Origin of the sequence: Kribbella sp. NPDC051936 (assembly GCF_040680955.1) — a bacterium.
Classification (GTDB): domain Bacteria; phylum Actinomycetota; class Actinomycetes; order Propionibacteriales; family Kribbellaceae; genus Kribbella.
In genome coordinates, this window is sequence record NZ_JBFAXS010000007.1 from 63,610 (window position 1) to 88,662 (window position 25,053).

The following is a 25,053-nucleotide window of genomic DNA, read 5'->3' on the forward strand; positions in this document are numbered from 1 at the left end:
GTGATGTGCACCACAAGCTTCAGTGATGGATGGGACCCGCCGCGGCCGAAAGTCGTTGCCCAGCGCCACCCCACCGCTGCGCGATGATCTCGGCTGCGATACTCACCGCGGTCTCCTCCGGCGTCCGTGCACCGAGGTCGAGACCGATCGGGCTCGCCAGCCGGGCCAGTTCCGCCTCGCTCAGTCCGGCCTCCCGCAGCCGCTTCAGCCGGTCGTCGTGCGTCCGCCGTGATCCCATCGCCCCGATGTAGGCGACCTGCGGCAGCCGCAACGCGACCTCCAGCAGCGGTACGTCGAACTTCGGGTCGTGCGTCAGCACACAGACCACCGTCCGGTCGTCGATCCGGCCGGCCTCCGCCTCACCCGTCAGGTACCGGTGCGGCCAGTCGACGATCACCTCGTCGGCGAACGGGAACCGCGACGCCGTCGCGAACACGGCCCGCGCGTCGCACACGGTCACCCGGTACCCGAGGAACGAGCCGAGGCGCGCGACCGCGGCCGCGAAGTCGATCGCGCCGAACACGAGCATCCGCGGCACCGGCGCGAACGACGACACGAAGACCCGCATCCCCTCCCCGCGCCGCTGCCCGTCCGGGCCGTACTCCAGCGTCTCCGATCGTCCGTTGGCCAGCAATCCGCGGGCATCGTCGACGACCGCGTCGTCGGCACGGTCCGATCCCAGACCTCCGCTGGCCAGCACCGCACTCGCCTGCTCGGCGTCGGGGACAGCGGCCGGGCGGACGACGAGGCGCCGCCCGATCCGCGCCGGATCCGGATGCGCCACCACGGTCGCGACCGCGACCGGGCGCCCCGCGGCGATGTCGGCGGCGACCTCCCCGAGCTCGGGGAACGACTCCCGGTCGACCTTCTCGACGAACACGTCGATGATCCCGCCGCAGGTCAGCCCGACCGCGAACGCCGACTCGTCGCTGACGCCGTACCGCTGCAGCACCGGCTCGCCCGAGGACAGGATCTCCTCGCCCAGCTGGTACACCGCGCCCTCGACGCAGCCGCCCGACACACTGCCGACCGCCTCCAGCCCGGGACCGACCAGCATCACCGCGCCCGGCGGCCGCGGCGCCGAGTCGAACGTCGCGACAACGGTGCCGACGGCAACCGATTCACCGGCCTGCCACCAGGTCAGCAACCGGTCGAGCACATCACGCATCGGCGACCACCTCCAGAAGTTCGGCGAAGCTGGCCAGGCTGTGCCCGGCGACGAGGTCGTCCAGGTGCGGCAGGACGGCGACGATGCCCGACTGCACAGGCTCGTAGCCGCGCTTGCCGCGATGCGGGTTCAGCCACACCACGCGGTGCGCGAGGGCGGCCAGTCGCTGCAGTTGCGCCCCGAGCAGCGCCGCGTCGCCGCGCTCCCACCCGTCGCTGCACACCACGACGACCGCCCGCCGCGCCGTACCGCGCTGCCCCCAGCGGTCCAGGAACACCTTCAGCACCTCGCCCAGCCGTGTCCCGCCCGACCAGTCCGGTACGACGTCACCGGCTACCCGCAACGCGAACTCGGGATCGCGGTGCCGCAGGGCCGGCGTCACGCGCGTGAGTCGCGTGCCGATGGTGAAGACCTCGACCGACCGCGGCGCCTGCTGGACCATCACGTGCGCGAGACGCAACAGGCTGTCGGCGTACGGACGCATGGAGCCGGACACGTCGATCAGTACGACGACGCGCCGCGGCCGGACCCCGCGACGCCGGTACCGGACGCGGGCCGGTTCGCCGACCTGGCGGAGCTGGGCGCGCAGTGTGCGGCGCGGGTCGATCTCGCCGCGATGCGACGGGCGGCGGCGGTTGGCGCGACGGGTCGGGACGCGCGGGCGGAGCGAGCCGAACAGACGGGCGAGTTCGGCGCGGTCGGCGGCGGACAGTTCGGCGACGTCGCGGTGCCTGAGGACTTCCGTCGGACTCGCGGAGACGTTCAGCGTGTGGTTGCCGTCGGCCTCCTCGGGGGCGTCGCCGAGGTTGGCCTGGACGGACGACTGCGGGGTGCGGCTCGGGACGACGCCGCGCGACCGGCTCCCGGTGAACCAGGCCGCGAACACCTCGTCGTACCGGGCGGTGTCGTCGGGGCCGCTGCAGAGCGCGGCGCGGCCGGCCCAGTACACGTCCGCGGTCGAGGTGACGTCCAGAGCGGCGACCGCCTGCAGGAAGAGATGCACGCGGTCGGCGGTGACCGCAAGCCCGGCGTGGCGCAGGGCGGTGGCGAAACCGGCGAGCGCGAGATCGGGCCCCGACATGGCGATCAGCTCGCCAGCAACCGGTCGAGGGATTCGCGGACCCGGTCGGTGTCCTCCCGGTACTTCAGCACGGCGCCGAGCGTCGCGGCCGCGGTCTCGACGTCGAGGACATCGGTACCGAGCGCATCGAGGGCACGCGCCCAGTCGAGCGTCTCCGCGACACCGGGCGGCTTGAGCAGGTCGAGGTCGCGCATCCGCTGCACCGACCGGGTGACCTGCTCGGCGAGCCGCGCCGATACGTCGGGCAAGCGGGTGCGGACGATCTCGATCTCGCGGGCCAGGCCGGGATGGTCGATCCAGTGGTACAGGCAGCGGCGCTTGAGCGCGTCGTGCACCTCGCGGGTGCGGTTCGACGTGAGCACCACGATCGGCGGCACCTCGGCCTTGATCGTGCCGAGCTCGGGGATCGTCACCTCGTACGTCGACAGCACCTCGAGCAGGAACGCCTCGAACTCGTCGTCGGCGCGGTCGATCTCGTCCACGAGCAGCACGGCGGGACTCTCGCGGAGCGCCCGCAGGACCGGGCGGGAGAGCAGGAACCGCTCGTCGAACAGGCTCTTCTCCACCTCCTCGGCGGCCGCGTCGGTGCTGGTCGCCTCGACGGTGCGCAGGTGCAGGATCTGGCGCGGGAAGTCCCAGTCGTAGAGGGCCTGCGAGGCGTCGATGCCCTCGTAGCACTGCAGCCGGATCAGGTCGAGATCGAGCGCTTCGGCGATCGCGGACGCGAGCGAGGTCTTGCCGGTGCCGGGCTCACCTTCCAGCAGCAGCGGGCGATGCAGCGCGAGCGCGAGATACCCGACCGTGGCCAAGCCCTCGTCGGCTAGGTACCCGGTCGTCCGCAGACACTCGGCCAGCTCCGCCGCCGAGCCGACGGCACTCACTCCTTCAGCATTCACCTACTTCCGGCCGTTGCCAACCCTCATCCGTGTCCCGGCGGCAGATCCTCCGGCGTGTCGACGTCGGCACCGTCACTCACGTCCCCGCACTCCACCAGCACCGTTGCGTGCTCGCGCAAGTACCCCCGCGCCCCTTCGTCCCCGCGCACCGACGTGATCACCCCGGCCCAGTGCTCCCGCCCGATCACCACCGGATGCCCCGGCGCCCCGCCGTACGTCGCGCGCACCAGCGCCTCCGGCCCCGCGCTCTCCACGACCCGCCGCACCGCCGCCAAGGTCAGCCCCGGGATGTCCACCGGCACGACAACCACCGCATCGACGCCGGGGGCGAAGGTCTTCAGGCCGGCGCGGAGGGAGGCGCCCATCCCCTCCGCCCAGTCCGTTGCTTCGACGACGTGCACCGGTTCGGCCGACAGCTCGGCGCGGACCTCGTCGGCGGCGGCTCCGATCACCACCACGACCGGTGCGCAGCCCGAGGCGGCGAGTAGGCGGGACGCCCGGACGACCCACGGGACGCCGTCGGCGCCGCGGACGAGAGCCTTCGGCGTACCCATCCGGCGGCCCGCACCGGCGGCCAGCACGAGACCCGCGTTCTTCACACCGGCAGCGTACTGATTTCACACTCTGAGCAATGACACGTGCCGGGCGGAGTGCGGCAGTGGGCGTGCGACGATATCCGACGTGACGACGATCGCAGACGGCTCGAAGTCCCTTCCGTTGCTGTTCCTCGGGCAGAACACCGACCCGCACTCCGAGCGCGGCGTCGAGTGCCCGGGCGCGCTCCCGCCGGCGTCCGACCCGGACCTGGTCGAGCGGGCGCTGAAGGCGAAGGCGGCGCTCGGCGACCAGGTGTTCGTGCTCGGGCACCACTACCAGCGCGACGAGGTGATCCAGTTCGCCGACGTCACCGGTGACTCCTTCAAGCTCGCCCGCGACGCGGCCGCCCGGCCGGACGCGCCGTACATCGTGTTCTGCGGCGTGCACTTCATGGCGGAGTCGGCCGACATCCTCACCAACGACCGGCAGACCGTGATCCTGCCGGACCTCGCAGCCGGGTGCTCGATGGCCGACATGGCCCGCATCCAGCAGGTTGAGGCGGCCTGGGACGCGCTCGCCGACGCGGGTGTCGCCGACGTGACGGTGCCGGTCACGTACATGAACTCCAGCGCCGACATCAAGGCGTTCTGCGGCCGCAACGGCGGCGTCGTGTGTACGTCGAGCAACGCGGAGACCGCGCTGAACTGGGCGTTCGAGCAGGGCGAGAAGGTGCTCTTCCTCCCCGACCAGCACCTCGGCCGCAACACCGCCGTCCTGGAGCTCGGCCTGTCGCTCGACGACTGCGTGGTGTACGACCCGCACAAGCCGAACGGCGGCCTGACGAACGAGCAGCTCGCGGCCGCGAAGATGATCCTGTGGCGCGGGCACTGCTCGGTGCACGGCCGGTTCACCGCCGAGTCGGTCGACGACGTCCGCGCCCGGGTCCCCGGCGTGAACGTGATCGTGCACCCCGAGTGCCGCCACGAGGTGGTCACGAAGGCGGACCAGGTCGGCTCCACGGAGTACATCATCAAGGCGCTCGAAACCGCCGAGCCCGGCACGTCGTGGGCCGTCGGCACCGAGCTCAACCTGGTCCAGCGCCTCGCCAAGCAGCACGCCGACAAGAACATCGTCTTCCTCGACAAGACGGTCTGCTACTGCGCGACGATGAACCGCATCGACCTCCCGCACTTCGTCTGGGCCCTGGAGAACCTGGTCGCCGGCCACGTCGTCAACCCGATCAAGGTCGACCCCGACACCGAGAAGTACGCCAAGCTCGCCCTCGACCGCATGCTCGCCCTCCCCGGCAAAACCGCCCGCGACTAGTCGGCGGAGACGCGGGCCGGGGTGTACCACTCGGCCAGCAGGTCGGGGAGGCGGTCGGGGCCCCAGCGGTCCACCGGGGTGATGCGGCCCTGCAGTGATGCCAGGCCGCGGGCCAGTTCGCCGACGACGTCGCCGCGCCAGGGGACCGTGACGCCTTCGCCGGGGCCGACGATGACGGCGGGGCCGCCGCGGTCGACGCAGACGACGGGGCAGCCGGAGGCGAGGGCCTCGGTGACGGCCCAGCCGGCGGCTTCGCGGATCGCGGGGGCGAGCAGGGCGTCGGCGCGGAACATCGCCGCCAGGACGTCCTCACGCGGCAGCGCGCCCATGAACTCGACGCGGTCCCGGACACCGAGCTGCCAGGCCAGGCTCTCCGCGCGCCCCCAGTCGGGGCCGTCGCCGATGATCCGCAGCTCCCAGTTCGCGGCCTCGGGCCGGGCCAGCGCGCTGATCGCGAGCAGCACGCCCTTCCACGGGATCAGCCGGCCGACGAACAGCGCCGTCTTCACGCCGGGCGCCCCGAACGGCTCGTACGGACCCGACGCGGTGAACCGCCGGATCGCCACGTTCGGCTGGACCACGATCTCCCGCGCGTACGGGCGAAACACCTCGGCGACATCGTTGTTCTGGGCAACCATGAGGTCGGCGATCTGCGCCATCCGCCGCCCGGTCGCGCGGCGCCGGATCCCGGTGTACGCACGGCGGACCAGCTCCCCCGCGACACCGCGCGCCCCGAGCCAGTGCGCCATCGACAGCGGCGCGGTCGTCGACCCGCCGACGGGACCCCAGATCACCTTCGCCGACGACCGCTCCACCACCCCGGCGCCCATCCAGTCGACCGCGAACGTCAGGTGGTGGATCACGTCGAACGAATGCTCCGCGTGCAGCCGCTGCGCCGTACGCCGCGCCAGCCCCTGCCACAGCGGGTAGTACCAGTACACGTCCGACGGCCGCCGCCGCAGCCGCAGGATCCACCCCGGCATCTCCAGCGGTACGACGGTCAGACCCGGCACCGGCCGCGCCGCGAGCTCCGCGGCGATCTCGTGCGCGAACTTCCCCCGGGTGAGCAGCCAGACGTCGTGGTCCCGCGCCGCGGCCTTCGCCCACGCCCAGCCGGCGCCCGGCTCCGATCCGCCTGCCGGCCGGCAGGCGTACGCACTGAGCAGTACCTTCGGCCGGCCCGGCATCAGTTCATCCCTTCCAGAAGCCTGCGCAGATCGGTGCTCGAGGTGGAGGCGGTGTACGGGAAGTAGTGCACCTGTGCGCCGACCTCACCCAGCAGCCTTTCCAGTCTGGTCCCCTTCTCCGTTCCCTTCCAGTCGTCACCCTTGAAGAGCACGTCGTAGCGCAACTGCTGCCACATCTCGAACTTGTCGCTGGACCAGTCGCTGACCACGTCGTCGACCAGGTCGAGTGCCCGGACGACCTCCATCCGCTCCTCGTGCGGCACCACCGGCGGCCGGCCCTTGATCCGGGCCACCACGTCGTCCTCGACGACGCCCGCGATCAGGTGGTCGCAGTGCTCGCGGGCGCGGCGCAGGATGTTCAGGTGCCCGATGTGGAACATGTCGTACACCCCGGGCGCGTACCCGACGACCGTCATCAGGCCCGCACCCCCAGCGCGGCCATCTCCCGGTACCACTTCGCGACGGCGGCGGCCAGGAACAGCAGGTTCAGCGCCAGCAGCGCGCCGTACAGCACGAGGAACAGCGACGGCGTGCCGAAGGCGAGGAAGACCAGGCACAGGACGCCGTAGTCGGTCGGTGCGATGAGCAACGACTTGACCACGGAATCCCCGCGCCGATTGGGCTCGCCGGCCGCGCCGTGCCGCCGGCGGAGCTGGTCGATCAGGATCAGCCCGAAGAACAGCACCGACGACATACACACGTACGCGAGCGGCACGAGCAGCGCCAGGTCGTTGCCAAAGGCATCGAAACGGTAGAACGAGATCAGTACGGCGCTGTGCAGCAGCACGATCTTGACCGCGTCGATCATGTGGTCGAGCCACTCCCCCAGCGGCGACCCGCCGCCGCGCAGCCGGGCCAGCTGCCCGTCCGCGGAGTCCAGCCCGTAGCCGAGCACGAGCAGCGCCGTCACCACCAGCGCCAGGCCCAGGGACGGCCGCACGCAGGCCACCAGCACGATCCCGATCAGCGAACAGAACCCGCTCGCCAGACTGACCTGGTTGGGCGTGCGCCGGCCGAGGAACGCCGCGGCCGCGAACACCCGGCCGATCCGCCGGTTCACGAACCGCGAGTACGCCGGAGTCCCGGCCGACGGCTTCTGCGCCCGGGACAGCTGCGCGACCGTCGCCCGCAGCCCGGCGCTGCTCAGGGGCCGCTCGCTCATGCGACGTTCGAGCTGCGGGACTGCCGCTGGTCGATCGCGGCGCGCAGGATCGGGCTGCGGGAGCCGCGGCCGGCGGGCAGGACGGTGATCAGCGCGGCCGGGATCCCGTCGAGCTCCTCGACCCCCAGGACGCCGTCCGTGCCACTGGCAGCGAACACGGTCCGCGCTCCCAGGACGCCGGTCAGCCACTCGGGCCGTACGTCGTCCACGGCAACCACCTCGTCGACGCAGCGCAGGTGCTCGACGATCTGCGCCCGCTCGAGCAGCGGCACGAACGGCCGCCCGCCCCAGGCGCCCAGCGCCCAGTCGTCGGACAGCACCGCCACCACCAGCCGGTCGCAGTGCCGCCGCGCCCGCTCGAGCACGTCGACATGCCCGACGTGGAACAGGTCGAAGACCCCGGCAACACAGCCGATCCGTGGCGCGGCCGGCGCACCACCCGAACTGCCATCCCCCAACGCGAACTCCTGATGTCCCTCCGGCACGACGCCGCCCCCTGCGTCAGCCGTGCTCGTGTCCTGAACCTGCCGTGCGCGCCCGGTCGCTGGCGGAGTGCCGGGCGATCGCATCGGTGTAGATCCTTTCCGTGGCCACCACGTCGCGCTCCGGTGTGAAGCGCTCCAGGTAGACCTGACGGGCTCGTTCGCCGAAGGCTATCGAAGTCTCGGGATCAGCCACCAACCCGATCGCCTTCCGCAGTCCTTCCGGATCACCGGGCGCGGTCAGGGCACCGGTTTCTCCGTCGTCGACCAGCTCCGCGAGCGCCCCGAGCCGGGACGCCACCACGGGCACGCCGTGGGCGAAAGCCTCCACCACCACGAGTCCGAAGGTCTCATACGAACGCGCCGGCACCACGGCGGCGCGCGCGGACCGCAGGATTTCCATGCCGGCCGCCCACGGTAGTTGACCGAGAACCTGAACCGACAGGTCTTTGCGGGCCCGTTCCTCGGCCGCCGCCCGCAGCGGACCGTCGCCCACGACGACCAGCCGGCCGAGCGAGGAATCCCACGCCTGCAGGAGATCCGCGAAGCCCTTGTCCTCGCTGAGCCGCCCGAGGAACACGACCGCGTCCCCGGCGCCGCTGCGTACCTCGCCCGAGTGCGGTACGGCGTGCGGCTTCACCACGAACCGCTCCGCGTCGAACCCGGCCGCGGCGTACCGCTCGCCGACGAACTCGGACGGTACGACGAACGTGTCGACGTACCGCTGCCACGTGTGCATGGTGTTGTGCACGCCGATGCTCACCGCCAGCGGGAGCGTCTGCACCCGCGACTCGCGATAGCAGCCGTGGCGCACGGCGGCCAGCGGCAGCTTGCCTATACACGACTCGCACGGCCCGCCGTCGCGCTGCAGGACGGCGTTCGCGCACAGCAGGCGGAAGTTGTGCAGCGTCGCCACGACCGGGAGGTCCAGCCGGTGCGCCGCGCGCAGGACCGAGGCGCTGAACAACGGGAAAGTGTTGTGCACATGCACCACGTCGGGCCGCTGCGCCTGCAATAGCTTCGTTAAATCGCGTTCGGCCGAAAATGACCAAACGGAGCGAAACGGTAACAGTGCGCGATCTTTTCGCCCCAGTTCGGCGATGTCGTCGCTGTTTCGAGCGTAAAAGTCGATCTCATGTCCTGAGTTACGCAACAAATCAACCGTTTGCGCGACAACCGTGTTCTCCCCGCTGGGTTGACCGGTTCGGTAACGGTTGTGCAGCATTGCGACCCGCATGGCACTACCTTATGTCCCTGAGTGATGCCCCTGAGTGGCTACACCTGGTCTACCGCTCTGTCTCGCCCGCTCCCAGGAGAGTGCATTGAGGAAGTTGTGGTTCGGAGCGCTCATCGCTGCGGCGGTCGCGGTCGTTACAGTCGCGGTGCCGGTGATCGCCAAGGAGAACAAGGCGACGACCGCGGCGCAGGTGCAGGAGTCCGAGCAAGCCGCGCCCCGCGCGCTCCCTTCGCATCGTCCGGGCAGGCCAACCGACACGCCGTCCGCGAAACCCTCGCCGAAGACCACGGCCACCACCGCGCCGTCGAAGAAGCCCGGCACCACGACACACCCCAAGAAGCCTGCCACGACCCCGGCGAAGCCGGTCGAGCCCAAGATCCCGACACCGCCCGCCGTCGACTCCGACGAGGCCGGGCCCGCCGTCGCCGGGCCGTGCACCGGCGTGGTGATCAAGCCGGGTCAGGACGCCCAGTCGATCGTCAACTCCAAGCCGGCCGGTACGACGTTCTGCTTCGCCGCGGGCCTGCACCGGATCAGCGACACGATCCGCCCGAAGGCGAACCAGGTGCTGGCCAGCGCCCAGCGCGCCGTACTCACCGGATCGGTTCCGCTCGCCGGGTGGGCGCGCTCCGGGTCCGTCTGGGTCGTGCGGGGCGCGCTGCCGTCGGCGTACGGCAAGAGTGGTGAGTGCGAGGACAACAAGGCGAACGTCTGCTACCTGCGGGAGCAGTTGTTCCTCGACGGCACGCACCTGACGCGGGTCGCGAGCCTGGCCGCGGTGCGGGCCGGCACGTTTTACGCCGACTACGCGGCGAACGCGGTCTACCTCGGCAGCAACCCGGCCGGGCACGAGGTCGAGATGTCGAAGACCGCGACCGCGATCGAGTCCGGCGCGAGCGGCGTGGCCGTCCGCGGACTGACCATCGAGCACTTCGCCAGCGCACCGCAGGCCGGGGCGCTGGTCTCCGGGCCGGGGTGGAAGGTGACCGCCAACGACGTCCGCTGGAACCACGCGGTCGGCGTGATGCTGGTGAAGGCCAACAGCACGAAGGTCGACAAGAACCTGATCCACCACAACGGCCAGCTCGGCCTCGGCCAGTACAGCTCCGCCGCCGCGGCCGTCACCCGGAACGTGATCAGCTCGAACAACACCGACGGCTTCTGGATCGCCGACTGGGAGTCCGGCGGTATCAAGTCGACCCGCTCCTCCGGCACCGTCAGCGGCAACGTGATCAAGGCCAACAAGGGCATCGGGATGTGGGCCGATGTCGCCGACGACGGCCGGGTGATCAGCGGCAACCAGATCGTCGGCAACGCGGCGGACGGCATCCGGTTCGAGATCAGCCGCAACGGCACGATCGAGGGCAACACCGTGACCGGCAACGGGTTCGGCACCGGCCGCGGCTCCGGGACGTCGCTGTGGGACGGCGGCGGGATCAACGTGAACACCTCGACCGGGGTCACCGTCAAGGGGAACCGGGTCTCGGGCAACGTCAACGGCGTCACGATCCAGTCCCGGACCCGGGGCACCGGCCCGTGGGGCACCTATCTGCTGCGCGACGTCCAGGTCAGCGGCAACACGATCGAGATGACCGGCGGCACCCAGGCCACCGGCATGGTGCAGAACTCCGGCGCCGAGGTGCCCGCCGGCGAAGTGGTGTTCAGCGGCAACAAGTACCTGCTCGACGACCTCGGCACCCAGCGGTTCGCGCGCTTCGGCGCCAAGCTCACCGCGGCCGGCTGGCGGCAGGCGGGCCTGGACAAGGTCGGCAGCTTCCTCGCCGACTGATCGCTTGCTCATCGCAACATATTTGTGCGCTACGTATTGCCATGACTACGTGACGTAGGGGTAACCTGCGTAGCGAAGCCGCGCCATGGGGGGTGCGCTCAGGGCTACCTGTGCCACCGGAGGCTCCGCTATGAAAACTACAGTTCTGGCATTTGTTGCAGTCGGCACCGGTCTGGTTGCCGTCGGCCCGCTGCCTGCGAGGGCTGCGCCGACCGGCGACGACCTGACGCTCGACGACCAGCAGACCGTGTCCACACCGCCGGCCGACGGCACGTTCCGAACCGGCCCCGCACTCGCGCCGGCCTGCACCGGCGTCCCGATCCGCACCACCGACAACGCCGCCAAGATGGTCGACGAGGCCCCGACCGGTACGACGTTCTGCTTCACGGCCGGCTGGCACCGGATCACCGAGACGATCCACCCGAAGGCGGACCAGGTGCTCGCCGGCAACAGCGGCGCCGTACTCACCGGATCCGTCAGGCTGACTCGCTGGACGCCGAACAACGGCGACTGGGTGACCACTGACGTCCTGCCACCGGCGTACGCGCAGACCGGGCAGTGTGAGGACAACACGGCCAACATCTGTTATCTGGGCGAGCAGCTGTTCCTGGACAGCAAGCACCTGACCCGGGTGGCCACCCGGGACAAGGTTGCCCCCGGCACCTTCTATGCCGACTACGCGGCGAACGCCGTCTACCTGGGCAGCGACCCGGCCGGGCACTCGATCGAGATGTCGAAGACGCAGACCGCGATCGAGTCCGGCGCGACCGGGGTGACCGTCCGCGGCCTGACGATCGAGCACTTCGCCACTCCCCCGCAAGGCGGTGCGGTGGTCCTCGGCCTCGGCTGGCGGGTGTACGCCAACGACATCCGCTGGAACCACGGGGTCGGGGCGATGCTGGTGAACGCCGACGGCGCCGTGCTCGAGAAGAACCACATCCACTCGAACGGCCAGCTCGGCATCGGCCAGTACAGCACACTCAAGGCGACCATCGCGGCCAACGAGGTCAGCTACAACAACACCGACGGCTTCTGGATCGCGGACTGGGAATCCGGCGGCATCAAGACCACCTGGTCCAGCGGCGGCTCGGTGAGCGGGAACCTCGTCCGGTACAACCGCGGCGTCGGCCTGTGGAGCGACGCGTACGACGACAGCCGGACGTTCAGCAACAACCAGATCCTCGGCAACGCGGCGGACGGGATCCGCTACGAGATCGGCCGCAACGGCGTGATCGCGGACAACGTGATCAGCGGCAACGGCTTCGGCACCGGCCGCGGCTCCGGTACGTCGCTGTGGGACGGCGGCGGGATCAACGTGAACACGTCGTCGAACGTCCAGGTCCGCGACAACGTGGTGGCGAACAACGTGAACGGGATCGCGATCCAGTCCCGGACCCGCGGCTCCGGCCCGTGGGGCACCAACGTGCTGCGGGACATCGTCGTCGCGGGCAACCAGGTGACGATGCGCGGCGGGACCACCGCGACCGGCATGGTGCAGAACTCCGGTGCGGTGATCCCGGCCGGCGAGGTCGCGCTGAACGACAACACCTACATCCTCGACAGCCTCAGCGCCGAGCGGTTCCAGAAGACCGGCCAGTGGTACACCGCGAAGCAGTGGCGCGCCACCGGCCAGGACACCACGAGCGACTTCGCCATCGGCAAGGCAGTCCTGGACGCGACCGGACTCCTCAGAATCCTGCCTGCAGGGAGCTGACGTGGTCGACGAGGAGATCCCGGAACAGGGCTGAGTCGCGTAGGTCAGGGGTGAAGATCGAGTCGACGGCGAGCAGGGCATCGACCAGCGCGCCGGGCTCGGCCACCCCCGCGACCGCGGCCTTCAGGCGGTCCGCCTGCGGGTCGTCCAGGTCCGGCGTGCGCTGCACGTAGACCATCCAGGCGGCGACCGCGAGCGAGATCATCCGCGGCTCGGCGCCGGCGGCCAGCCGGTCGCGGACCGTGCCGAGCATCCGGACCGGCAGCTTGACCGAGCCGTCCATCGCGACCTGCCGGGTGCGGTGCTTCAGCGCCGGGTTCTCGAACCGCTCCAGCACGGTCGCGCCGTACGCGGCCAGGTCCAGCCCGTCGGGCGGCGTCAGCGTCGGTACGACGTCGTCGGTCATCAACTGCCGCGCGAGCCGGCCGAGCTCGTCGTCGCGGACCGCCTCGGCGATCGTCTCGTACCCGCGCAACACGCCGAGGTAGGCGAGCATCGAGTGGGTGGCGTTCAGCATCCGCAGCTTAGCCTGCTCCCACGGGGCCACGTCCGCGGTGAGTACGGCGCCGCCGCGCTCCCAGGCGGGCCGCGGACCGGCGAAGTCGTCCTCGATCACCCATTGCAGGAAAGGCTCCGCGACCACCACGGCCTCGTCCCGGACGCCGAGCAGCCGGGCGGCCTCGTCACGATCTGCGTCGGTGGTCGCCGGCACGATCCGGTCGACCATGCTGGCCGGGAACCGCGTCGCCTCGAACGCCGGCGGGATCTTGCCGAGCGCCTCGAAGTAGTCGGTCACCAGCCGGCGCAGGAACGGTCCGTTGGCCACCAGGTTGTCGCAGGACACGATCGTCAGCGGCTCGTCGCGCCGGGCGATCGCCGCGGCCAGTTGGCCGACGACGGTGCGCGGCGGGCGGCCGGTCAGGTCGGCCCGGATCTCCGGGTCGTCGAGGTTCAGCCCGGCGCCGGCGGCCCGATACCCCTTCTCCGTGACGGTCAGCGTCACCACCGACACCGCCGGGTCCGCGATCCGCGCGACCACCGCTTCCGGGTCTTCCGGCGCGGTCAGCACCTCGCGGATGCTGCCGATCACCTGGACCGACGGCTGACCGAGACCGCGTTCCAGGACCGAGTAGAGGCCGTCCTGCGGCGCCAGCTGGTCCCGGACCGTGGTGGAGCGCTGGCTCACGCCTGCAATCCCCCACCGGGTCTCGCCCGTCTCCACCGCCGCCCGTTCGGTGACGACGGCCTGGTGCGCGCGGTGGAACGCGCCGATCCCGAGATGCACGATGCCGACCGACACCGCGTGCGGGTCGACCGCGGGGGCGACGGGGAGATGGGTGAGACTCAGCCTGTTCAACTGACGGAACCTTTCACTCTGAGGGTTCTTCCTTCACACGGGCCACGAGTTGCGTGGGGTTCACGAAGCGCAGCGCCACCACCAGCAGGACCAGCATCATCGCCGTGTAGATGACGGCCATCGCGTCGACCGACTGCTGCGCGCGGATGCCCGCGGCGGACATCGAGTAGTACAACGCGACCACGAGGGTCTGCGAGTCCGGTCCGGCGGTCAGGAACGTCAGTTCGAACATACCGACGGTGCGGACCAGCACCAGGATCGCCGAGGCCAGCAGGCCCGGGACGAGCAGCGGGGCGAGGATCTTCAGGAACACCGCGCGGGTGCCGGCGCCGAGCATCCGGGCCGCGTCCTCGATCCGCGGATCGACCTGCTCGATGAACGGCGTCATCGTCAGGATCACGAACGGCACCGACGGCACCAGGTTCGCCAGCACGACCCCCGACAGGTGTCCCGCGAAACCGAACTTGTAGAGCACGGTCGCGAGCGGGATGCCGTAGGTGATCGGCGGCATCAGGATCGGCAGCAGGAACGTCAAGTACACCAGCCGCTTGCCGGGGAAGTTCTTCCTGGCCAGCACGTACGCCGCGGGCGCGCCGACGAGCACCGACAGTACGACGACCAGCGCCGACACGAGCAGCGTGACGACGATGACGTGGAACAGCGTGAACTCGCGCCACGCGTCGCCGTACCACTGGGTGGTGAAGCCGCTCGGGAACCAGGTGTCGAACCACTTCGTGCCGAACGAGCTGACCAGCACCGAGAACACGACGCCGGCCAGGTTCACGAAGAAGAACACCACCACGGCCCAGATCACCCAGCCGAGCGGCGTGGCCCGGACGGATCTCGCCTTCGCGTTCATCCCTTGCCTCCCGTCGATCCGGTGTAGAGCCGCGACCGCCATAGCAGCACGACCGCCACCACGATCAACTCGACCGCGCCCATCACCATCGCGATCGCCGACGCGTACGCGTAGTCGTACTGCTCGTACGCCGCCTGGTACGCGGCCAGCGAGATGACGCGGGTCGATCCCGCCGGGTTGCCGACCAGCACCGCGGACGGGAACACCGAGAACGCGAGGACGAAGGTCAGCAAGAAGGTTGTCGCCAATCCGGGCGCGAGCAGCGGGAGCGTGATCCGGCGGAAGCGCTGCGCCCGCGACGCGCCGAGGGTCGCCGCGGCCCGCTCCAGCGTGGGGTCGATACCGGACAGGTACGACAGCACGAGCAGGAACGCGAACGGGAAGCCGGTGATGACGAGTGAGAAGAACACGCCCCAGTAGTTGTTCGTCAGCCGGATCGGATTGTCGACAATCTGCAGGCTGAGCAGGGTCCGGTTGAACCAGCCCGTCGGGCCGAGGTAGTTCAGCAGCCCCTGCGCGGTGAGGACCGTGCCCAAGGTGATCGGTACGACGAGGATCGTGGTCAGCAGCCGCTTGGCGCGGAACCGGCCGCGCAGCCGGAAGGCGATCGGCACCGCGGCGAGCACGTTCAGCAGCGCCGCGGGCATGGCGATCTTCAGCGTCGTCGCGATCGTGTCGCGCTGATAGGCGTCGCTGAAGAACTTGTCGTAGTTGGCCAGCACGCCGCCGCCGTTCATCGGCTGGAACGACAGTCTGAGCCCGTAGAGGAACGGGTAGACGAACAGCAGCAGGACGAAGATCGTGGCCGGGAGCAACAACCACAGCCGCCGGTCGACGCCGCGCTCGGCCAGCCGGTGCTGCCAGGTCGCGCTCATGACGGATACACCAGGAGCCGCCCCGGCGTGACGGCCAAGGCCACCCGCTCCCCCGGCTCGACCCGCTGCTCGGTGCGCACGTGCACCCGCAGGTCCCCGTCCAGGACCACCTCGACCGCCCGCTCGCGCCCTTGGTACTCGACGACCTCGACGAGCCCCTTCACGCCGTCGTCGCTGAGTTTGAGGTCCTCGGGGCGGACGGCGGCGATCACGTCGTCTCCGTGCGCGACGGCGCCCTGCGCGGCGCCGCGGACCGGCGTACCGCCGAGCTCGACCGTCACCTGGTCGCCGTGCGGCTGCGCGGCCTTCAGCGGCAGCAGGTTGCGGTACCCCATGAAGTCGGCGACGTGCCAGGTCGACGGTTTCGTGTGGACCTGCTCGGGAGTACCGATCTGCTGGACCTTGCCCTGGCGCATGACGACCAGGCGGTCGGCCATGCTGAGCGCCTCCTCCTGGTCGTGCGTCACGTACACGGTCGTCAGCCCGAGCGACTGGTGCAGCCTGCGGATCTCGGTGCGCATCTCCAGCCGGAGCTTGGCGTCCAGGTTGCTCAGCGGTTCGTCCATCAGCACCAGCGACGGCTCGAGGACGGTCGCGCGGGCGATCGCCACGCGCTGCTGCTGCCCGCCGGACAGCTGGCCCGGCAACTTGCTCGCGTGTTCGGTCAGCTGCACCATCTCGATCGCCTCGGCGGTCCGCCGCCGGACGTCGTCCTTCGGCAGGTGCCGCATCCGCAACCCGAAGGCGATGTTGTCCCGGACGGTCAGGTGCGGGAACAGCGCATAGTTCTGGAACACCATGCCGAACCCGCGCTTCTCGGGCGGCAGCGTGTCGATCCGCTGGTCGTCCTGCCAGATCGCGCCCGCGGTCAGCGGGAGCAGGCCGGCCAGGCAGTTCAGCGCGGTCGACTTGCCGCAGCCGGACGGTCCGAGCAGGGCGATGAACTCGCCCCGCTCGATCGTCAGGTCCAGCCCGCTCAGCGCGTCCGCCGTACCGAACCGGCGGGTGACGCCGTCGAGCCGGAGCTGCGTGAATCCCGAGGTCGCCGAGGTCACTGGCTCTTCACCTTGCTGCCGCCGACCTCGCGGTCCCACTTGTCGAAGGCGGCCACCAGCGCCTTCGCGTCCAGCGGCACCTCGGTCGGATTGTCGGCAATCAGCTTGTCGTACTCCGGCCGGCCGAACTCGGTGATCGCGTCCTTGCTCTCCTGCGGCGCCTGCGCGAGCTCGACGCCCTTGATCGCCGGGCCCGGGTAGAAGTAGCCCTTGTCGTACGCCTTGGCCTGCTGCTCCGGCGTCAGCATGAACTGCAGCAGCTGCAGGATCGCGGCCTGCTTGTCGGCCGACACCCCCTTCGGTACGACGGCGTAGTGCGCGTCGGTGACCCAGTGGAAGCCCTCCAGCGGCGTGATCGCGGCCTCCTTCGGGACCGTGCCGAGCACCCGCGGGTTGATGTCCCATCCCGTCGTGCTCGCGATGATGTTCGCGGAACCGTTGGCGAGCGCCTTCATCGTGTCGGCGGTGCCGGACGGGTAGAAGTCGACGTACTGGTTGAGCTCCTTCAGGTACGCCCAGGTCTTGTCCCAGCCGTTCACCGGGTCCTTAGGGTCCTTGTCGCCGAGGATGTACGGCAGGCCCATCAGGAACGTGCGGCCGGGGCCGGAGTTGGCGGGCCGGGCGTACATGACCTTGCCCTTGTTGGCCTTCGCGTAGGCGAGCAGGTCCGCGGCGGTCTTCGGCGGCGACGCCACCTTCGACGGCATGTACTCGAGGAGCGGACCGGACGGGTAGTACGTGACCGTCACGCCTTCCTTGCCGCCCAGCTCCTGCATCTTCTGCGCGGGCGGGAGGTAGTCCTTCATACCCGGCAGCCGGTCGGAGTACTTCGAGAGCAGGTCGGTCCACAGGCCCTGCTCCTGACCGGCCGCGAGCCCGTCAGTGCCGGTGAGCACCAGGTCGATGTCGACCCGGTTCGCGTTCTGCTGGGCCTTGATCTTGCCGGCCAGCTCGGGCGCGGGGCCCTTCGAGTAGGTGACCTTCGAGATCACGTCGTGGTGCTGCTGGACGAAGTCGTCGATCATCCCCTGGGTCAGCTGCAGATTGCCGGCCACGTCGAGGACGTTCAGCGTGACGGCCTTGGCCGGCTTCTCGGGTACGTCGCCACCGCTCTCGGTGGCGGGCTTGTTCGGCGCCGGGGCGCCGCACGCGGTCAACATGGCGAGCACGGTCAGCACGGCCAACTGGCCGGTGACCGCGATCATCTTCCGCTGCAGATGCATCGGGTGTCTCCTCGGATCAGGGCGGGCCCGGCACGGCGTCGCCGCCGCGCCGGGGTGATCACTTCTGTGGTGCTGGTCCGGTCGAGTCCCGGACGATCAGTTCCCCGTGCAGTTCCCCGTGCTTCAAGCGCTGGCCCTGGGCGGCGTCCGGGTCGTCGAGCAGTGCGAGCAGCAGCTCGACGGCGATCCGGCCGGCCTCCTGCTTCGGCAGCCGGACCGTGGTCAGCGCCGGCCGGGCCATCCTGGACATCGCGATGTCGTCGACCCCGACCACGCTCAGGTCGCCCGGGACCGAGATGCCGCGGCTGTGCAGGCGGGCCAGCAGACCGATCGCGACCAGGTCGTTGTAGGCCACGACCGCCGTGGCGCCGGTGGCGACGACCTGATCGGCGGCCGCCATGCCGCCCTCGTACGTCGGCGCGAAGTTGCCGACCGGCGCCAGCTCGGCCTGGAGCGCCTCGGCCGCGGCGCGCAGACCGACGCCCCGGTGCTGGGTCGACCAGGAGGTGGCGGGCCCGCCGACCCAGGCGATCCGGCGGTGGCCGAGGGCAACGAGATGGGCGACGGCCTGCCGCATCCCGTCCTCGTTGTCGTAGGTGACGCCGGGCAGGCCTCCGGCGGTGCGGTTGACCAGCACGACGGCCGTGTCCTGGGCGATCGCCTCCAGCTCCGCGTCGCTCGCGCGCGGCGAGCACAGCACGACGCCGTCGACCTGCTTCGACAGCGCCCGCACCAGGCCGGCCTCGGCGGCCGGGTCCTCGTCGGTGTCCGCGACGAAGACGGCGACGTCGTGGTGCCGGGCGCGGGCCTGCACGCCCTTGGTGAGGCTGGCGAAGAACGGGTTCGCCAGATCGGGGACGACGAGGCCGATGGTGCCGGTCCGGCCGGTGATCAGGCCGCGGGCGGCCCGGTTCGGCTCGTAGCCGAGCTGTTCGACCGCGGCCGCGACGCGGGCCCTGGTGGCCGCGTTGACCATGCCGGGCAGCGAGAGCGCCCGCGAGACCGTGGACGGCGATACGCCGGCCAGCCGCGCCACGTCCCGGATCGTTGCCGCCATAGTTATCTCCTCAGGTCGGGGTTGAGTCTGCAATCGGTTGCAGTTTGTGTCAAGGCACCGGGTCGTGGACGGCGGCTTGTGCTGACAAGGTCCGGCTGCAATCCTTTGCAGAACACGTTTCAGCCCAGCATCGGAGGATCAATGCCGAAGGCTCTGCAGCCCCATCCGGACCGCGCCCTGCCGGCCGGCGCCGCGCGGGAGGTCGCCCGCCGGATCCACGCCTCGACGAAGGACCTGCCGCTGCTGTGCCTGCACGGTCACGTCGACATCGGGCTGTTCGCCGCGGACGCGCCGTTCGGCAACCCGGCCGAGTTGCTGGTCGTGCCGGACCACTACGTGACCCGGATGCTGATCTCCCAGGGCGTCTCTCCCGACAAGCTCGGGCTCCCCCGCCGCGACGGCCGGCAGACCGCCGAGCCGCGGGAGATCTGGCGCGAGTTCTGCACCAACTGGCACCTCTTCCTCGGCACGCCGAGCCGCTACTGGCTGGAGCACGAGTTCGCCGAGGTGCTCGGGCTGACCGTGCACCCCTCCGCGGAGACCGCCGACGAGCTGTACGACCAGATCATGGCGCGGATCGCGGAGCCCGGCTTCCGGCCGCGAGCGCTGCTGGATCGCTTCAACATCGAGCTGATCTCCACCACCGACGCGGCCACCGACGACCTCGCCCAGCACGCGCAGCTGGCCGCCGACCTGCCCGGCCGGGTCGTGCCGACCTTCCGCCCGGACGCCGTCGCGCACGTCGACCGCGAGGGCTGGCCGCAGCTCATCAGCCGGCTCGGTGCGCTGGCCGACGTCGACACCTCGACGTACGACGGATTCCTGGAAGCCCTCCGGCAGCGTCGCCAAGCGTTCGTCGCCGCAGGCGCCCGGGCAACAGACCACGGCCACCTCAGCGCCGCCGCCGTCCCGCTGACCGACGCGGAAGCGCAAAGGATCTACGCCGGCGCGCTGAAGGGTGATGTGACGCCGGCGGACGCCCAGGCGTTCGCGGGCCACATGCTGTACCAGTCGGCGGTGATGTCGGCCGAGGACGGTCTCGTCATGCAGCTGCACCCGGGTGTCCTGCGGGACCACGACCCGGCGCTCTTCGCGACGTACGGGCCCGACCAGGGGCACGACATCCCGGTCGCGGCCGAGTTCACGCGGTCGCTGCGGCCGCTGCTCGAGCGGTTCGGGCACGCCGACAACTTCCGGCTGGTGCTGTTCACCGTCGACGAGACGGTCTACAGCCGGGAGCTGGCACCGCTGGCGGGCGTGTACCCGGCCGTGCGGCTGGGTGCGCCGTGGTGGTTCCTGGACAGCCCCGACGGTATGCGCCGGTTCCGCGAACTCGTCACCGAGACCGCCGGTTTCTACAACACCAGCGGATTCGTCGACGACACCCGCGCGTACCTGTCCATCCCGGCGCGGCACGACCTCGCGCGCCGGATCGACGCCGGCTACCTGGCCAACCTCGTCGTCCAGCACCGGCTGGACGAGGACGACGCGCTCCAGGTCGCCAAGGCGCTGGCGTACGACCTGGCGAAGGACACGTACCTCTCCAACCGGTAGTCTCACGCAATCTGTTCGCCGGGGGTGCGTGAAGGGACCGGGATGAGGCGTGGGGCCGTCGCGGCTGCTGGAGCCGCGGTGCTGGTGTTGTCGGGGTGTTCGGACACGGGCACCGCGCCCGAGCCGTCGAAGGCCCCGCCGACCGTCACGGTGACGGTTCCGACCGCTCCCCCGGCCGCGGCCGCCGCCGTACTCGGACCGACGGGCCCGAGTACGGCGAAACCGTGCAGCGGGACTGCCATCGCGGTCGGCGTGGACCCGCAGCCGATCATCGACGCCGCCCCCGAAGGCACCACCTTCTGTTTCACGAAGGGCCTGCACCGCATCACGCGAGCGATCCGCCCACGCCAGAAAGACACGCTCGCCGGCGACCCGGGCGCAGTGCTGAGCGGTGCGATCCGGCTGACCGGGTGGGCCCGCAACGGATCTGCCTGGTCGGTGCAGGGCGTGCTGCCCCCGGCGTACCCGCTCAAAGGCCAGTGTGAGGACAACAAGACCAACCCCTGTCAGCTCGGCGAGCAGCTGTTCGTGGACGGCAAACCTCTGACCCGGGTCATGAACCGTGCGCAGCTGAAGCCCGGCACGTTCTACGGCGACTACACCGCGAACGTCGTGTACGTCGCCGACGACCCGGCCGGTCACGTCGTCGAGATGTCCCGGACGCGGACGGCGATCGAGAAGTCCGCGGACGACGTGACCGTCACCGGCCTCACGATCGAGCACTTCGCCTCGAGGCCCCAGGGCGGCGCCGTCCAGGTCGGCACCGGCTGGAAGGTCACCGGCAACGAGGTCCGCCGCAACCACGCCGTCGGCATCATGGTGATCGAGGGCGACAACGCCGAGGTCAGCCGGAACACGGTCGCCGACAACGGCCAGCTCGGCATCGGCCAGTACAAGTCGGCCGAGGTGAAGATCACCGCCAACCTCGTCACCCGCAACAACACCGACGGGTTCTGGATCGCGGACTGGGAGTCCGGCGGGATCAAGTCGACGCGGTCGTCCGGCGAGGTGAGCGGTAACGACATCGTCGCCAACAAGGGCATCGGGATGTGGAGCGACATCGCGGAGTACGACCGCCGGATCACCGGGAACCGGATCCGCGACAACGCCGCGGACGGCATCCGGTACGAGATCAGCTACGCCGGCGTCATCGACCAGAACGTCGTCCAGCGCAACGGGTTCGGCACCGGCCGCGGGTCCGGCGGCACGCTCTGGGACGGCGGCGGCATCAACGTCAACACGTCGTCCGACGTCCAGGTCCGCGGCAACCTGATCCAGGACAACCGCAACGCGCTGTCGATCCAGTCCCGCACCCGCGGCGACGGCCCGCGCGGCACGTACGTCCTGCGCAACGTCCTGGTCGAGGGCAACCTGGTCGTGATGAGCGAGGAGTCGACGCTCGGAGTCGTCGAGAACAAGCGCTCGCCGACGCAGCCCGGATCCGTCACCTTCCGCCGCAACAGCTACCAGGGCGCCGACCGGTTCGCGTACCGGGGCAGGACGATGACCTGGCCGGAGTGGCAGCAGTCCGGCTTCGACAAGGATTCAGTGAGCAGCTGAACGTCTTCGCTGCCGGAGCCGGTCCGCATCGCAGATCGCCGCGGCGACCAGCAGGTGCACCGTCATCGACGACAGGTCCGACAGACCGCTCTCGTTCAGCGAGGCAGCCGTCACGTATCCGAGCAGCAGGGCGCCGCAGGCCTTGACGTACGGCGTCGGCGCGCGCAGCACCGACACCCAGGCGAGGATCAGCGCGAGCCCGACGATCGCCACCGCGAGCAGCCCGGTCTCCCAGTAGAGGCCGAGCCAGCTGTTGTCGATCGCCATCACGTCGACGTCACCCTCGCCGCGGGTGAGCAGCACCCGTTTGTTGCCGAGGCCGTGGCCGATGATCGCGGTCTGCGTGGACACCTTCTCGTCGAGGACCGCTTGCCAACTGGTGGTCCGGCCGCTCAGCGAGCTGATCTGCCGCGTGCTCTGGCCGCGCAGCAGCCAGTCGTGCAGCGAGCCGATGGTGAGGAACGCCAGCCCGAGCAACCCCGGTACGGCCAGACTCACGAATCGGCCGGTCCAGGTCTTCCGGGTGATGATCAGCGCGATCACCAGGCCGAACGCGACGGCCGCCGCCGACGTCCGCGTCCGGCTCGCCGCGATCAGCACACCGCCGAGCCCGATCAGCGTCACCGCGGGCAGCGTGGCCAGTTTCCGGCAGACCAGCCCGATCACCGCCAGCCCGAGCAGCACCGCTCCGACCTCGCCGACGCGCGGCGGCAGCATCGGGATGATGACGCCCTGCAGCCGGTAGCCGGCGCCGAGGGACCGCAGCGGGCGCCACGCCTGCGACGGCGCGTAGGCAAGGCTCAGCACGACAGTTGCTGCCAGCAACAGGTGGGCCCACAGGTGCGCGCGGACCAGCCGCTCCGGCACCTGGACCAGCGGCCGCCAGAGCAGGAAGATCAGCACCAGGCCGATCAGGAACCGGGCCAGGCGGGTCAGCGGCCCCATCGGCTCGGCCAGCAGGAACGCGGTCGCGCACGCGAACAGCACGTACATCACGTACAGCCAGGAGGCCGGATTCACCCGCGTCCGGAACCCGGGCTTGGTCGCCGCGAGCGCGACCAGGAAGACCGCACCGAGGAGCAAACCCTTGGCGATGCTGTTCGTGGAACCGGTGGTGCCCTGCGGCGCCGCGACCCGTGACGACCACGGCTGGACGCCGAGCACGAACAGGCACCACAGCAGCAGCCAGAACCAGGCGGGGCGCTCGCTCTCGCCCTCGACCGTGCCCGGCACCGCCGGAGCCAAGCGTGTGCCCGACATGCTGCCCATCAGCGCGACGGCGTGCCCGCGTCCAGCGGCTTGTAGTTCAGCGGGATGCCGAGCGTCTCGTCCTGGGTCGACGTGCCGATCAGGACGACGCCGAGCACCGGGGCCCCGGCGAACTGCAGCGCGCCCGTCAGCCGCGCGACGTCCATCTCCTTGTCGAGGCCGACCTGGACCACCAGCACCGAGGCGTCGACCGCCGCGGCCAGCGGCGTGATGCCGTGCCGCCCGACCGAGGCGGGACCGTGGATCACCACGGAATATCCCGGCGGGAGGTCCGCGACGATGCCGGGGACCAGCGACGGGCCGACCGCCGCGGCGGTCTCCTCGTGGTTCAGGCCCGGCGGCAGGACGTACAGGTCCGCGACGGTGCCCGGGCGGAACAGCTTCCGGGCCCGGATCGCGCGGGTGGCGGCCGGCTCGTTCACCAGATCCGTCAGGCCCTCGTGGCCGGTGAGGTGCGGGAGGACCGGCGTACCTTCGATGTCGGCCAGCACCAGCAGGGTCTCGCGGCCGTCACGGGCGTTCGCCTCGGCCATGGCCAGCGCGATACCGGCGGAGTTCGGGGTCGGGGACGCCGACACGACCAGGAGCGCGCCCGGACCGCCGCCGGCGAAGGCCCGCGGGTTCAGTTCACGCCGCGCCAGCGCGCCGCTCGCCTCCGCGCCGAGCGCGGTGATCTCGTACTGCGGGAGCTCCGGGGCGGACCGCTGCCAGAACCGGCGCCGGTTGCCTTCGGAGGCCGCGATCACCGGCGCGGTCGCCGCCCGCGCCGCCTGGTCACGGGTGAGGATGTACGGCGTCAGGTGCGAGCGCAGCAGCGCCAGGCCGAAGCCCAGCACCAGGCCTAGGATCCCGCCGACGAGGATGTCGCGGGCAACCATCGGCGACGAGCTCGCGGTGTCGGTCGTCGCGGGCGTCACCAGCTGGCTCCCCGAGCCGACCGTCGACAGCGCCTTCAGCATCGCGGCCGCGTCGTCCGCGGCCTGCCGCGCCTCGGTCGCCAGGCCGACCCGCTGGTCCCGCAGCGCCGCGGCGGTCTGGTTGTCGCCGCGGCCGACCGCCTCGTCGATCTGGCTGACCAGACTGCGGGACTGCTGGGTCGCCGTCTTCGACCGGGCCTGCGCCTGCTCGGCCAGGTTGGTCAGCAGCGCCTTGGCCTCGGCGTTGCGCTGCGCGAGGTAGATCGTCGCGATCGCGTTCGCCCGGTCGACCGCCGTCTGCGCGGTCGGGCCGTCGGTGGTGACCAGGTAGGCGTTGTCGGTGACGGCCTTCACCCGGGTGACCGCGGCCAGGTTCTGGATGGTCTGGTCGTTGTCCGGCATCCCGAGCGCCTTGACGACGGCCTTGAGCAGTGTCGGGCTCGCCATCACCCGCGCCTGCGTCTCGGCCGGCAGGTCCATCCCCAGCGGGCCGCTCTTGTCCGCGGACGTCGACAGCTTGCCGACCAGCGCCGGCGGCACGGCCGGGCCGATCACCAGCTGGCTCGAGGCGGTCCAGCGCTCGGTCTGGGAGAGCGCGAACACCGAGGCGCCGAGCAGCCCGAGCAGGATGCAGCCGAGGATCAGCCACTTCTGCCGCAGCAGTGACTGAGCGGTCTCCCGCCAGACCACGGTGCCCGGTTCCATCCGTTACCTCCTGGTTCGCCAGCGCCCCAGGATATCCACAGGT

Annotated in this window: 22 protein-coding genes; 5 read left to right on the forward strand and 17 right to left on the reverse strand. The window is 70.6% G+C overall.

The annotated features are described in order from the left end of the window. Positions 1-19: 19 nt before the first annotated feature. Genes AB0L64_RS24775 through AB0L64_RS24790 form a run of 4 tightly spaced genes read right to left on the reverse strand, consistent with a single transcriptional unit; the run spans position 20 to position 3,744 of the window. Entirely contained in the window at positions 20-1,168 is a 1,149-nt protein-coding gene (locus AB0L64_RS24775; RefSeq protein ID WP_363713621.1) for an XdhC/CoxI family protein, read from the reverse strand. Further along, complete coding sequence (locus tag AB0L64_RS24780) at positions 1,161-2,249, reverse strand: VWA domain-containing protein (protein WP_363713623.1); 1,089 nt, start codon at positions 2,247-2,249, stop codon at positions 1,161-1,163. Before AB0L64_RS24780 ends, AB0L64_RS24775 begins: the two co-directional genes overlap by 8 nt. Positions 2,250-2,254: 5 nt before the next feature. Beyond that, positions 2,255-3,130 (reverse strand): MoxR family ATPase, encoded by an 876-nt coding sequence (locus tag AB0L64_RS24785; RefSeq protein ID WP_363713625.1) that lies wholly within the window; start codon positions 3,128-3,130, stop codon positions 2,255-2,257. A gap of 38 nt (positions 3,131-3,168) precedes the next feature. Continuing rightward, positions 3,169-3,744 carry a nucleotidyltransferase family protein gene (locus AB0L64_RS24790; protein WP_363713627.1) on the reverse strand — a complete coding sequence of 192 codons (576 nt, stop codon included), beginning with the start codon at positions 3,742-3,744 and terminating at the stop codon, positions 3,169-3,171. 82 nt (positions 3,745-3,826) lie between these two features. On the opposite strand from AB0L64_RS24790, the gene nadA reads away from it, so the two are divergent. Beyond that, positions 3,827-5,008, forward strand: coding sequence for a quinolinate synthase NadA (gene nadA, locus AB0L64_RS24795; protein WP_363713629.1), 1,182 nt, complete (start codon positions 3,827-3,829; stop codon positions 5,006-5,008). On the opposite strand, the gene AB0L64_RS24800 is transcribed toward nadA, so the two are convergent. The 5 genes from AB0L64_RS24800 to AB0L64_RS24820 are packed head-to-tail and all read right to left on the reverse strand — an operon-like array spanning position 5,005 to position 9,076. Continuing rightward, positions 5,005-6,195, reverse strand: coding sequence for a glycosyltransferase (locus AB0L64_RS24800; RefSeq protein ID WP_363713631.1), 1,191 nt, complete (start codon positions 6,193-6,195; stop codon positions 5,005-5,007). The genes nadA and AB0L64_RS24800 overlap by 4 nt on opposite strands. Then, a complete protein-coding gene (locus tag AB0L64_RS24805) occupies positions 6,195-6,611 on the reverse strand; it encodes an adenylyltransferase/cytidyltransferase family protein (protein WP_363713633.1) in 417 nt (138 codons plus the stop codon). Before AB0L64_RS24805 ends, AB0L64_RS24800 begins: the two co-directional genes overlap by 1 nt. Beyond that, positions 6,611-7,357: a CDP-alcohol phosphatidyltransferase family protein gene (locus tag AB0L64_RS24810; RefSeq protein WP_363713635.1), complete on the reverse strand. Its 747-nt coding sequence runs from the start codon at positions 7,355-7,357 to the stop codon at positions 6,611-6,613. The genes AB0L64_RS24805 and AB0L64_RS24810 overlap by 1 nt, the downstream gene beginning before the upstream one ends. Next, a complete protein-coding gene (locus AB0L64_RS24815) occupies positions 7,354-7,842 on the reverse strand; it encodes an adenylyltransferase/cytidyltransferase family protein (protein ID WP_363713637.1) in 489 nt (162 codons plus the stop codon). Before AB0L64_RS24815 ends, AB0L64_RS24810 begins: the two co-directional genes overlap by 4 nt. A 16-nt stretch (positions 7,843-7,858) precedes the next feature. Next, entirely contained in the window at positions 7,859-9,076 is a 1,218-nt protein-coding gene (locus tag AB0L64_RS24820) for a glycosyltransferase family 4 protein (protein WP_363713639.1), read from the reverse strand. An 85-nt stretch (positions 9,077-9,161) separates the two neighbouring features. Here AB0L64_RS24820 and AB0L64_RS24825 point away from each other — a divergent pair, with 85 nt between their 5' ends. Together AB0L64_RS24825 and AB0L64_RS24830 are read left to right on the forward strand one after the other, a co-directional pair. Continuing rightward, positions 9,162-10,865: a right-handed parallel beta-helix repeat-containing protein gene (locus AB0L64_RS24825; protein ID WP_363713641.1), complete on the forward strand. Its 1,704-nt coding sequence runs from the start codon at positions 9,162-9,164 to the stop codon at positions 10,863-10,865. A 130-nt stretch (positions 10,866-10,995) separates the two neighbouring features. After that, the gene (locus tag AB0L64_RS24830) at positions 10,996-12,579 is read left to right on the forward strand and encodes a right-handed parallel beta-helix repeat-containing protein (RefSeq protein ID WP_363713643.1); all 1,584 of its coding nucleotides are present in this window, start codon (positions 10,996-10,998) and stop codon (positions 12,577-12,579) included. Here the strand turns inward: AB0L64_RS24830 and AB0L64_RS24835 are convergent. The 6 genes from AB0L64_RS24835 to AB0L64_RS24860 are packed head-to-tail and all read right to left on the reverse strand — an operon-like array spanning position 12,554 to position 19,005. Further along, positions 12,554-13,936, reverse strand: a complete 1,383-nt coding sequence (locus AB0L64_RS24835) for a mannitol dehydrogenase family protein (protein ID WP_363713645.1) — start codon at positions 13,934-13,936, stop codon at positions 12,554-12,556. The genes AB0L64_RS24830 and AB0L64_RS24835 overlap by 26 nt on opposite strands. 13 nt (positions 13,937-13,949) lie before the next feature. Beyond that, entirely contained in the window at positions 13,950-14,795 is an 846-nt protein-coding gene (locus AB0L64_RS24840) for an ABC transporter permease subunit (protein ID WP_363713647.1), read from the reverse strand. Next, positions 14,792-15,670, reverse strand: coding sequence for a sugar ABC transporter permease (locus AB0L64_RS24845; protein ID WP_363713649.1), 879 nt, complete (start codon positions 15,668-15,670; stop codon positions 14,792-14,794). Before AB0L64_RS24845 ends, AB0L64_RS24840 begins: the two co-directional genes overlap by 4 nt. Next, a complete protein-coding gene (locus tag AB0L64_RS24850) occupies positions 15,667-16,725 on the reverse strand; it encodes an ABC transporter ATP-binding protein (protein WP_363713651.1) in 1,059 nt (352 codons plus the stop codon). The genes AB0L64_RS24845 and AB0L64_RS24850 overlap by 4 nt, the downstream gene beginning before the upstream one ends. Then, positions 16,722-17,948, reverse strand: coding sequence for an extracellular solute-binding protein (locus AB0L64_RS24855; protein WP_363713653.1), 1,227 nt, complete (start codon positions 17,946-17,948; stop codon positions 16,722-16,724). The genes AB0L64_RS24850 and AB0L64_RS24855 overlap by 4 nt, the downstream gene beginning before the upstream one ends. 58 nt (positions 17,949-18,006) lie before the next feature. After that, positions 18,007-19,005 (reverse strand): LacI family DNA-binding transcriptional regulator, encoded by a 999-nt coding sequence (locus AB0L64_RS24860; protein ID WP_363713655.1) that lies wholly within the window; start codon positions 19,003-19,005, stop codon positions 18,007-18,009. A gap of 141 nt (positions 19,006-19,146) precedes the next feature. Here AB0L64_RS24860 and uxaC point away from each other — a divergent pair, with 141 nt between their 5' ends. Both uxaC and AB0L64_RS24870 read left to right on the forward strand, forming a co-directional pair. Beyond that, on the forward strand, positions 19,147-20,559 hold the full coding sequence (uxaC, locus tag AB0L64_RS24865) for a glucuronate isomerase (protein WP_363713657.1): 1,413 nt from the start codon (positions 19,147-19,149) through the stop codon (positions 20,557-20,559). A gap of 42 nt (positions 20,560-20,601) precedes the next feature. Beyond that, entirely contained in the window at positions 20,602-22,119 is a 1,518-nt protein-coding gene (locus AB0L64_RS24870) for a right-handed parallel beta-helix repeat-containing protein (protein WP_363713659.1), read from the forward strand. Here AB0L64_RS24870 and AB0L64_RS24875 read toward each other — a convergent pair. Continuing rightward, the gene (locus AB0L64_RS24875) at positions 22,105-23,379 is read right to left on the reverse strand and encodes a hypothetical protein (protein ID WP_363713661.1); all 1,275 of its coding nucleotides are present in this window, start codon (positions 23,377-23,379) and stop codon (positions 22,105-22,107) included. The two genes, AB0L64_RS24870 and AB0L64_RS24875, sit on opposite strands and share 15 nt — an antisense overlap. An 8-nt stretch (positions 23,380-23,387) precedes the next feature. Then, positions 23,388-25,010: a Wzz/FepE/Etk N-terminal domain-containing protein gene (locus tag AB0L64_RS24880; protein WP_363713663.1), complete on the reverse strand. Its 1,623-nt coding sequence runs from the start codon at positions 25,008-25,010 to the stop codon at positions 23,388-23,390. Positions 25,011-25,053: the final 43 nt, after the last annotated feature.

Excerpts from the sequence above, each read along its gene's own strand:
- AB0L64_RS24860 (WP_363713655.1), bottom strand. The coding sequence starts at position 19,005 with ATGGCGGCAACGATCCGGGACGTGGCGCGGCTGGCCGGCGTATCGCCG.
- AB0L64_RS24880 (WP_363713663.1), bottom strand. The coding sequence starts at position 25,010 with ATGGAACCGGGCACCGTGGTCTGGCGGGAGACCGCTCAGTCACTGCTG.
- AB0L64_RS24870 (WP_363713659.1), top strand. The coding sequence starts at position 20,602 with ATGAGGCGTGGGGCCGTCGCGGCTGCTGGAGCCGCGGTGCTGGTGTTG.
- AB0L64_RS24775 (WP_363713621.1), bottom strand. The coding sequence starts at position 1,168 with ATGCGTGATGTGCTCGACCGGTTGCTGACCTGGTGGCAGGCCGGTGAA.
- uxaC (WP_363713657.1), top strand. The coding sequence starts at position 19,147 with ATGCCGAAGGCTCTGCAGCCCCATCCGGACCGCGCCCTGCCGGCCGGC.
- AB0L64_RS24830 (WP_363713643.1), top strand. The coding sequence starts at position 10,996 with ATGAAAACTACAGTTCTGGCATTTGTTGCAGTCGGCACCGGTCTGGTT.
- AB0L64_RS24845 (WP_363713649.1), bottom strand. The coding sequence starts at position 15,670 with ATGAGCGCGACCTGGCAGCACCGGCTGGCCGAGCGCGGCGTCGACCGG.
- AB0L64_RS24820 (WP_363713639.1), bottom strand. The coding sequence starts at position 9,076 with ATGCGGGTCGCAATGCTGCACAACCGTTACCGAACCGGTCAACCCAGC.
- AB0L64_RS24840 (WP_363713647.1), bottom strand. The coding sequence starts at position 14,795 with ATGAACGCGAAGGCGAGATCCGTCCGGGCCACGCCGCTCGGCTGGGTG.
- AB0L64_RS24855 (WP_363713653.1), bottom strand. The coding sequence starts at position 17,948 with ATGCATCTGCAGCGGAAGATGATCGCGGTCACCGGCCAGTTGGCCGTG.
- AB0L64_RS24780 (WP_363713623.1), bottom strand. The coding sequence starts at position 2,249 with ATGTCGGGGCCCGATCTCGCGCTCGCCGGTTTCGCCACCGCCCTGCGC.
- AB0L64_RS24805 (WP_363713633.1), bottom strand. The coding sequence starts at position 6,611 with ATGACGGTCGTCGGGTACGCGCCCGGGGTGTACGACATGTTCCACATC.
- AB0L64_RS24875 (WP_363713661.1), bottom strand. The coding sequence starts at position 23,379 with ATGTCGGGCACACGCTTGGCTCCGGCGGTGCCGGGCACGGTCGAGGGC.
- AB0L64_RS24800 (WP_363713631.1), bottom strand. The coding sequence starts at position 6,195 with ATGCCGGGCCGGCCGAAGGTACTGCTCAGTGCGTACGCCTGCCGGCCG.
- AB0L64_RS24810 (WP_363713635.1), bottom strand. The coding sequence starts at position 7,357 with ATGAGCGAGCGGCCCCTGAGCAGCGCCGGGCTGCGGGCGACGGTCGCG.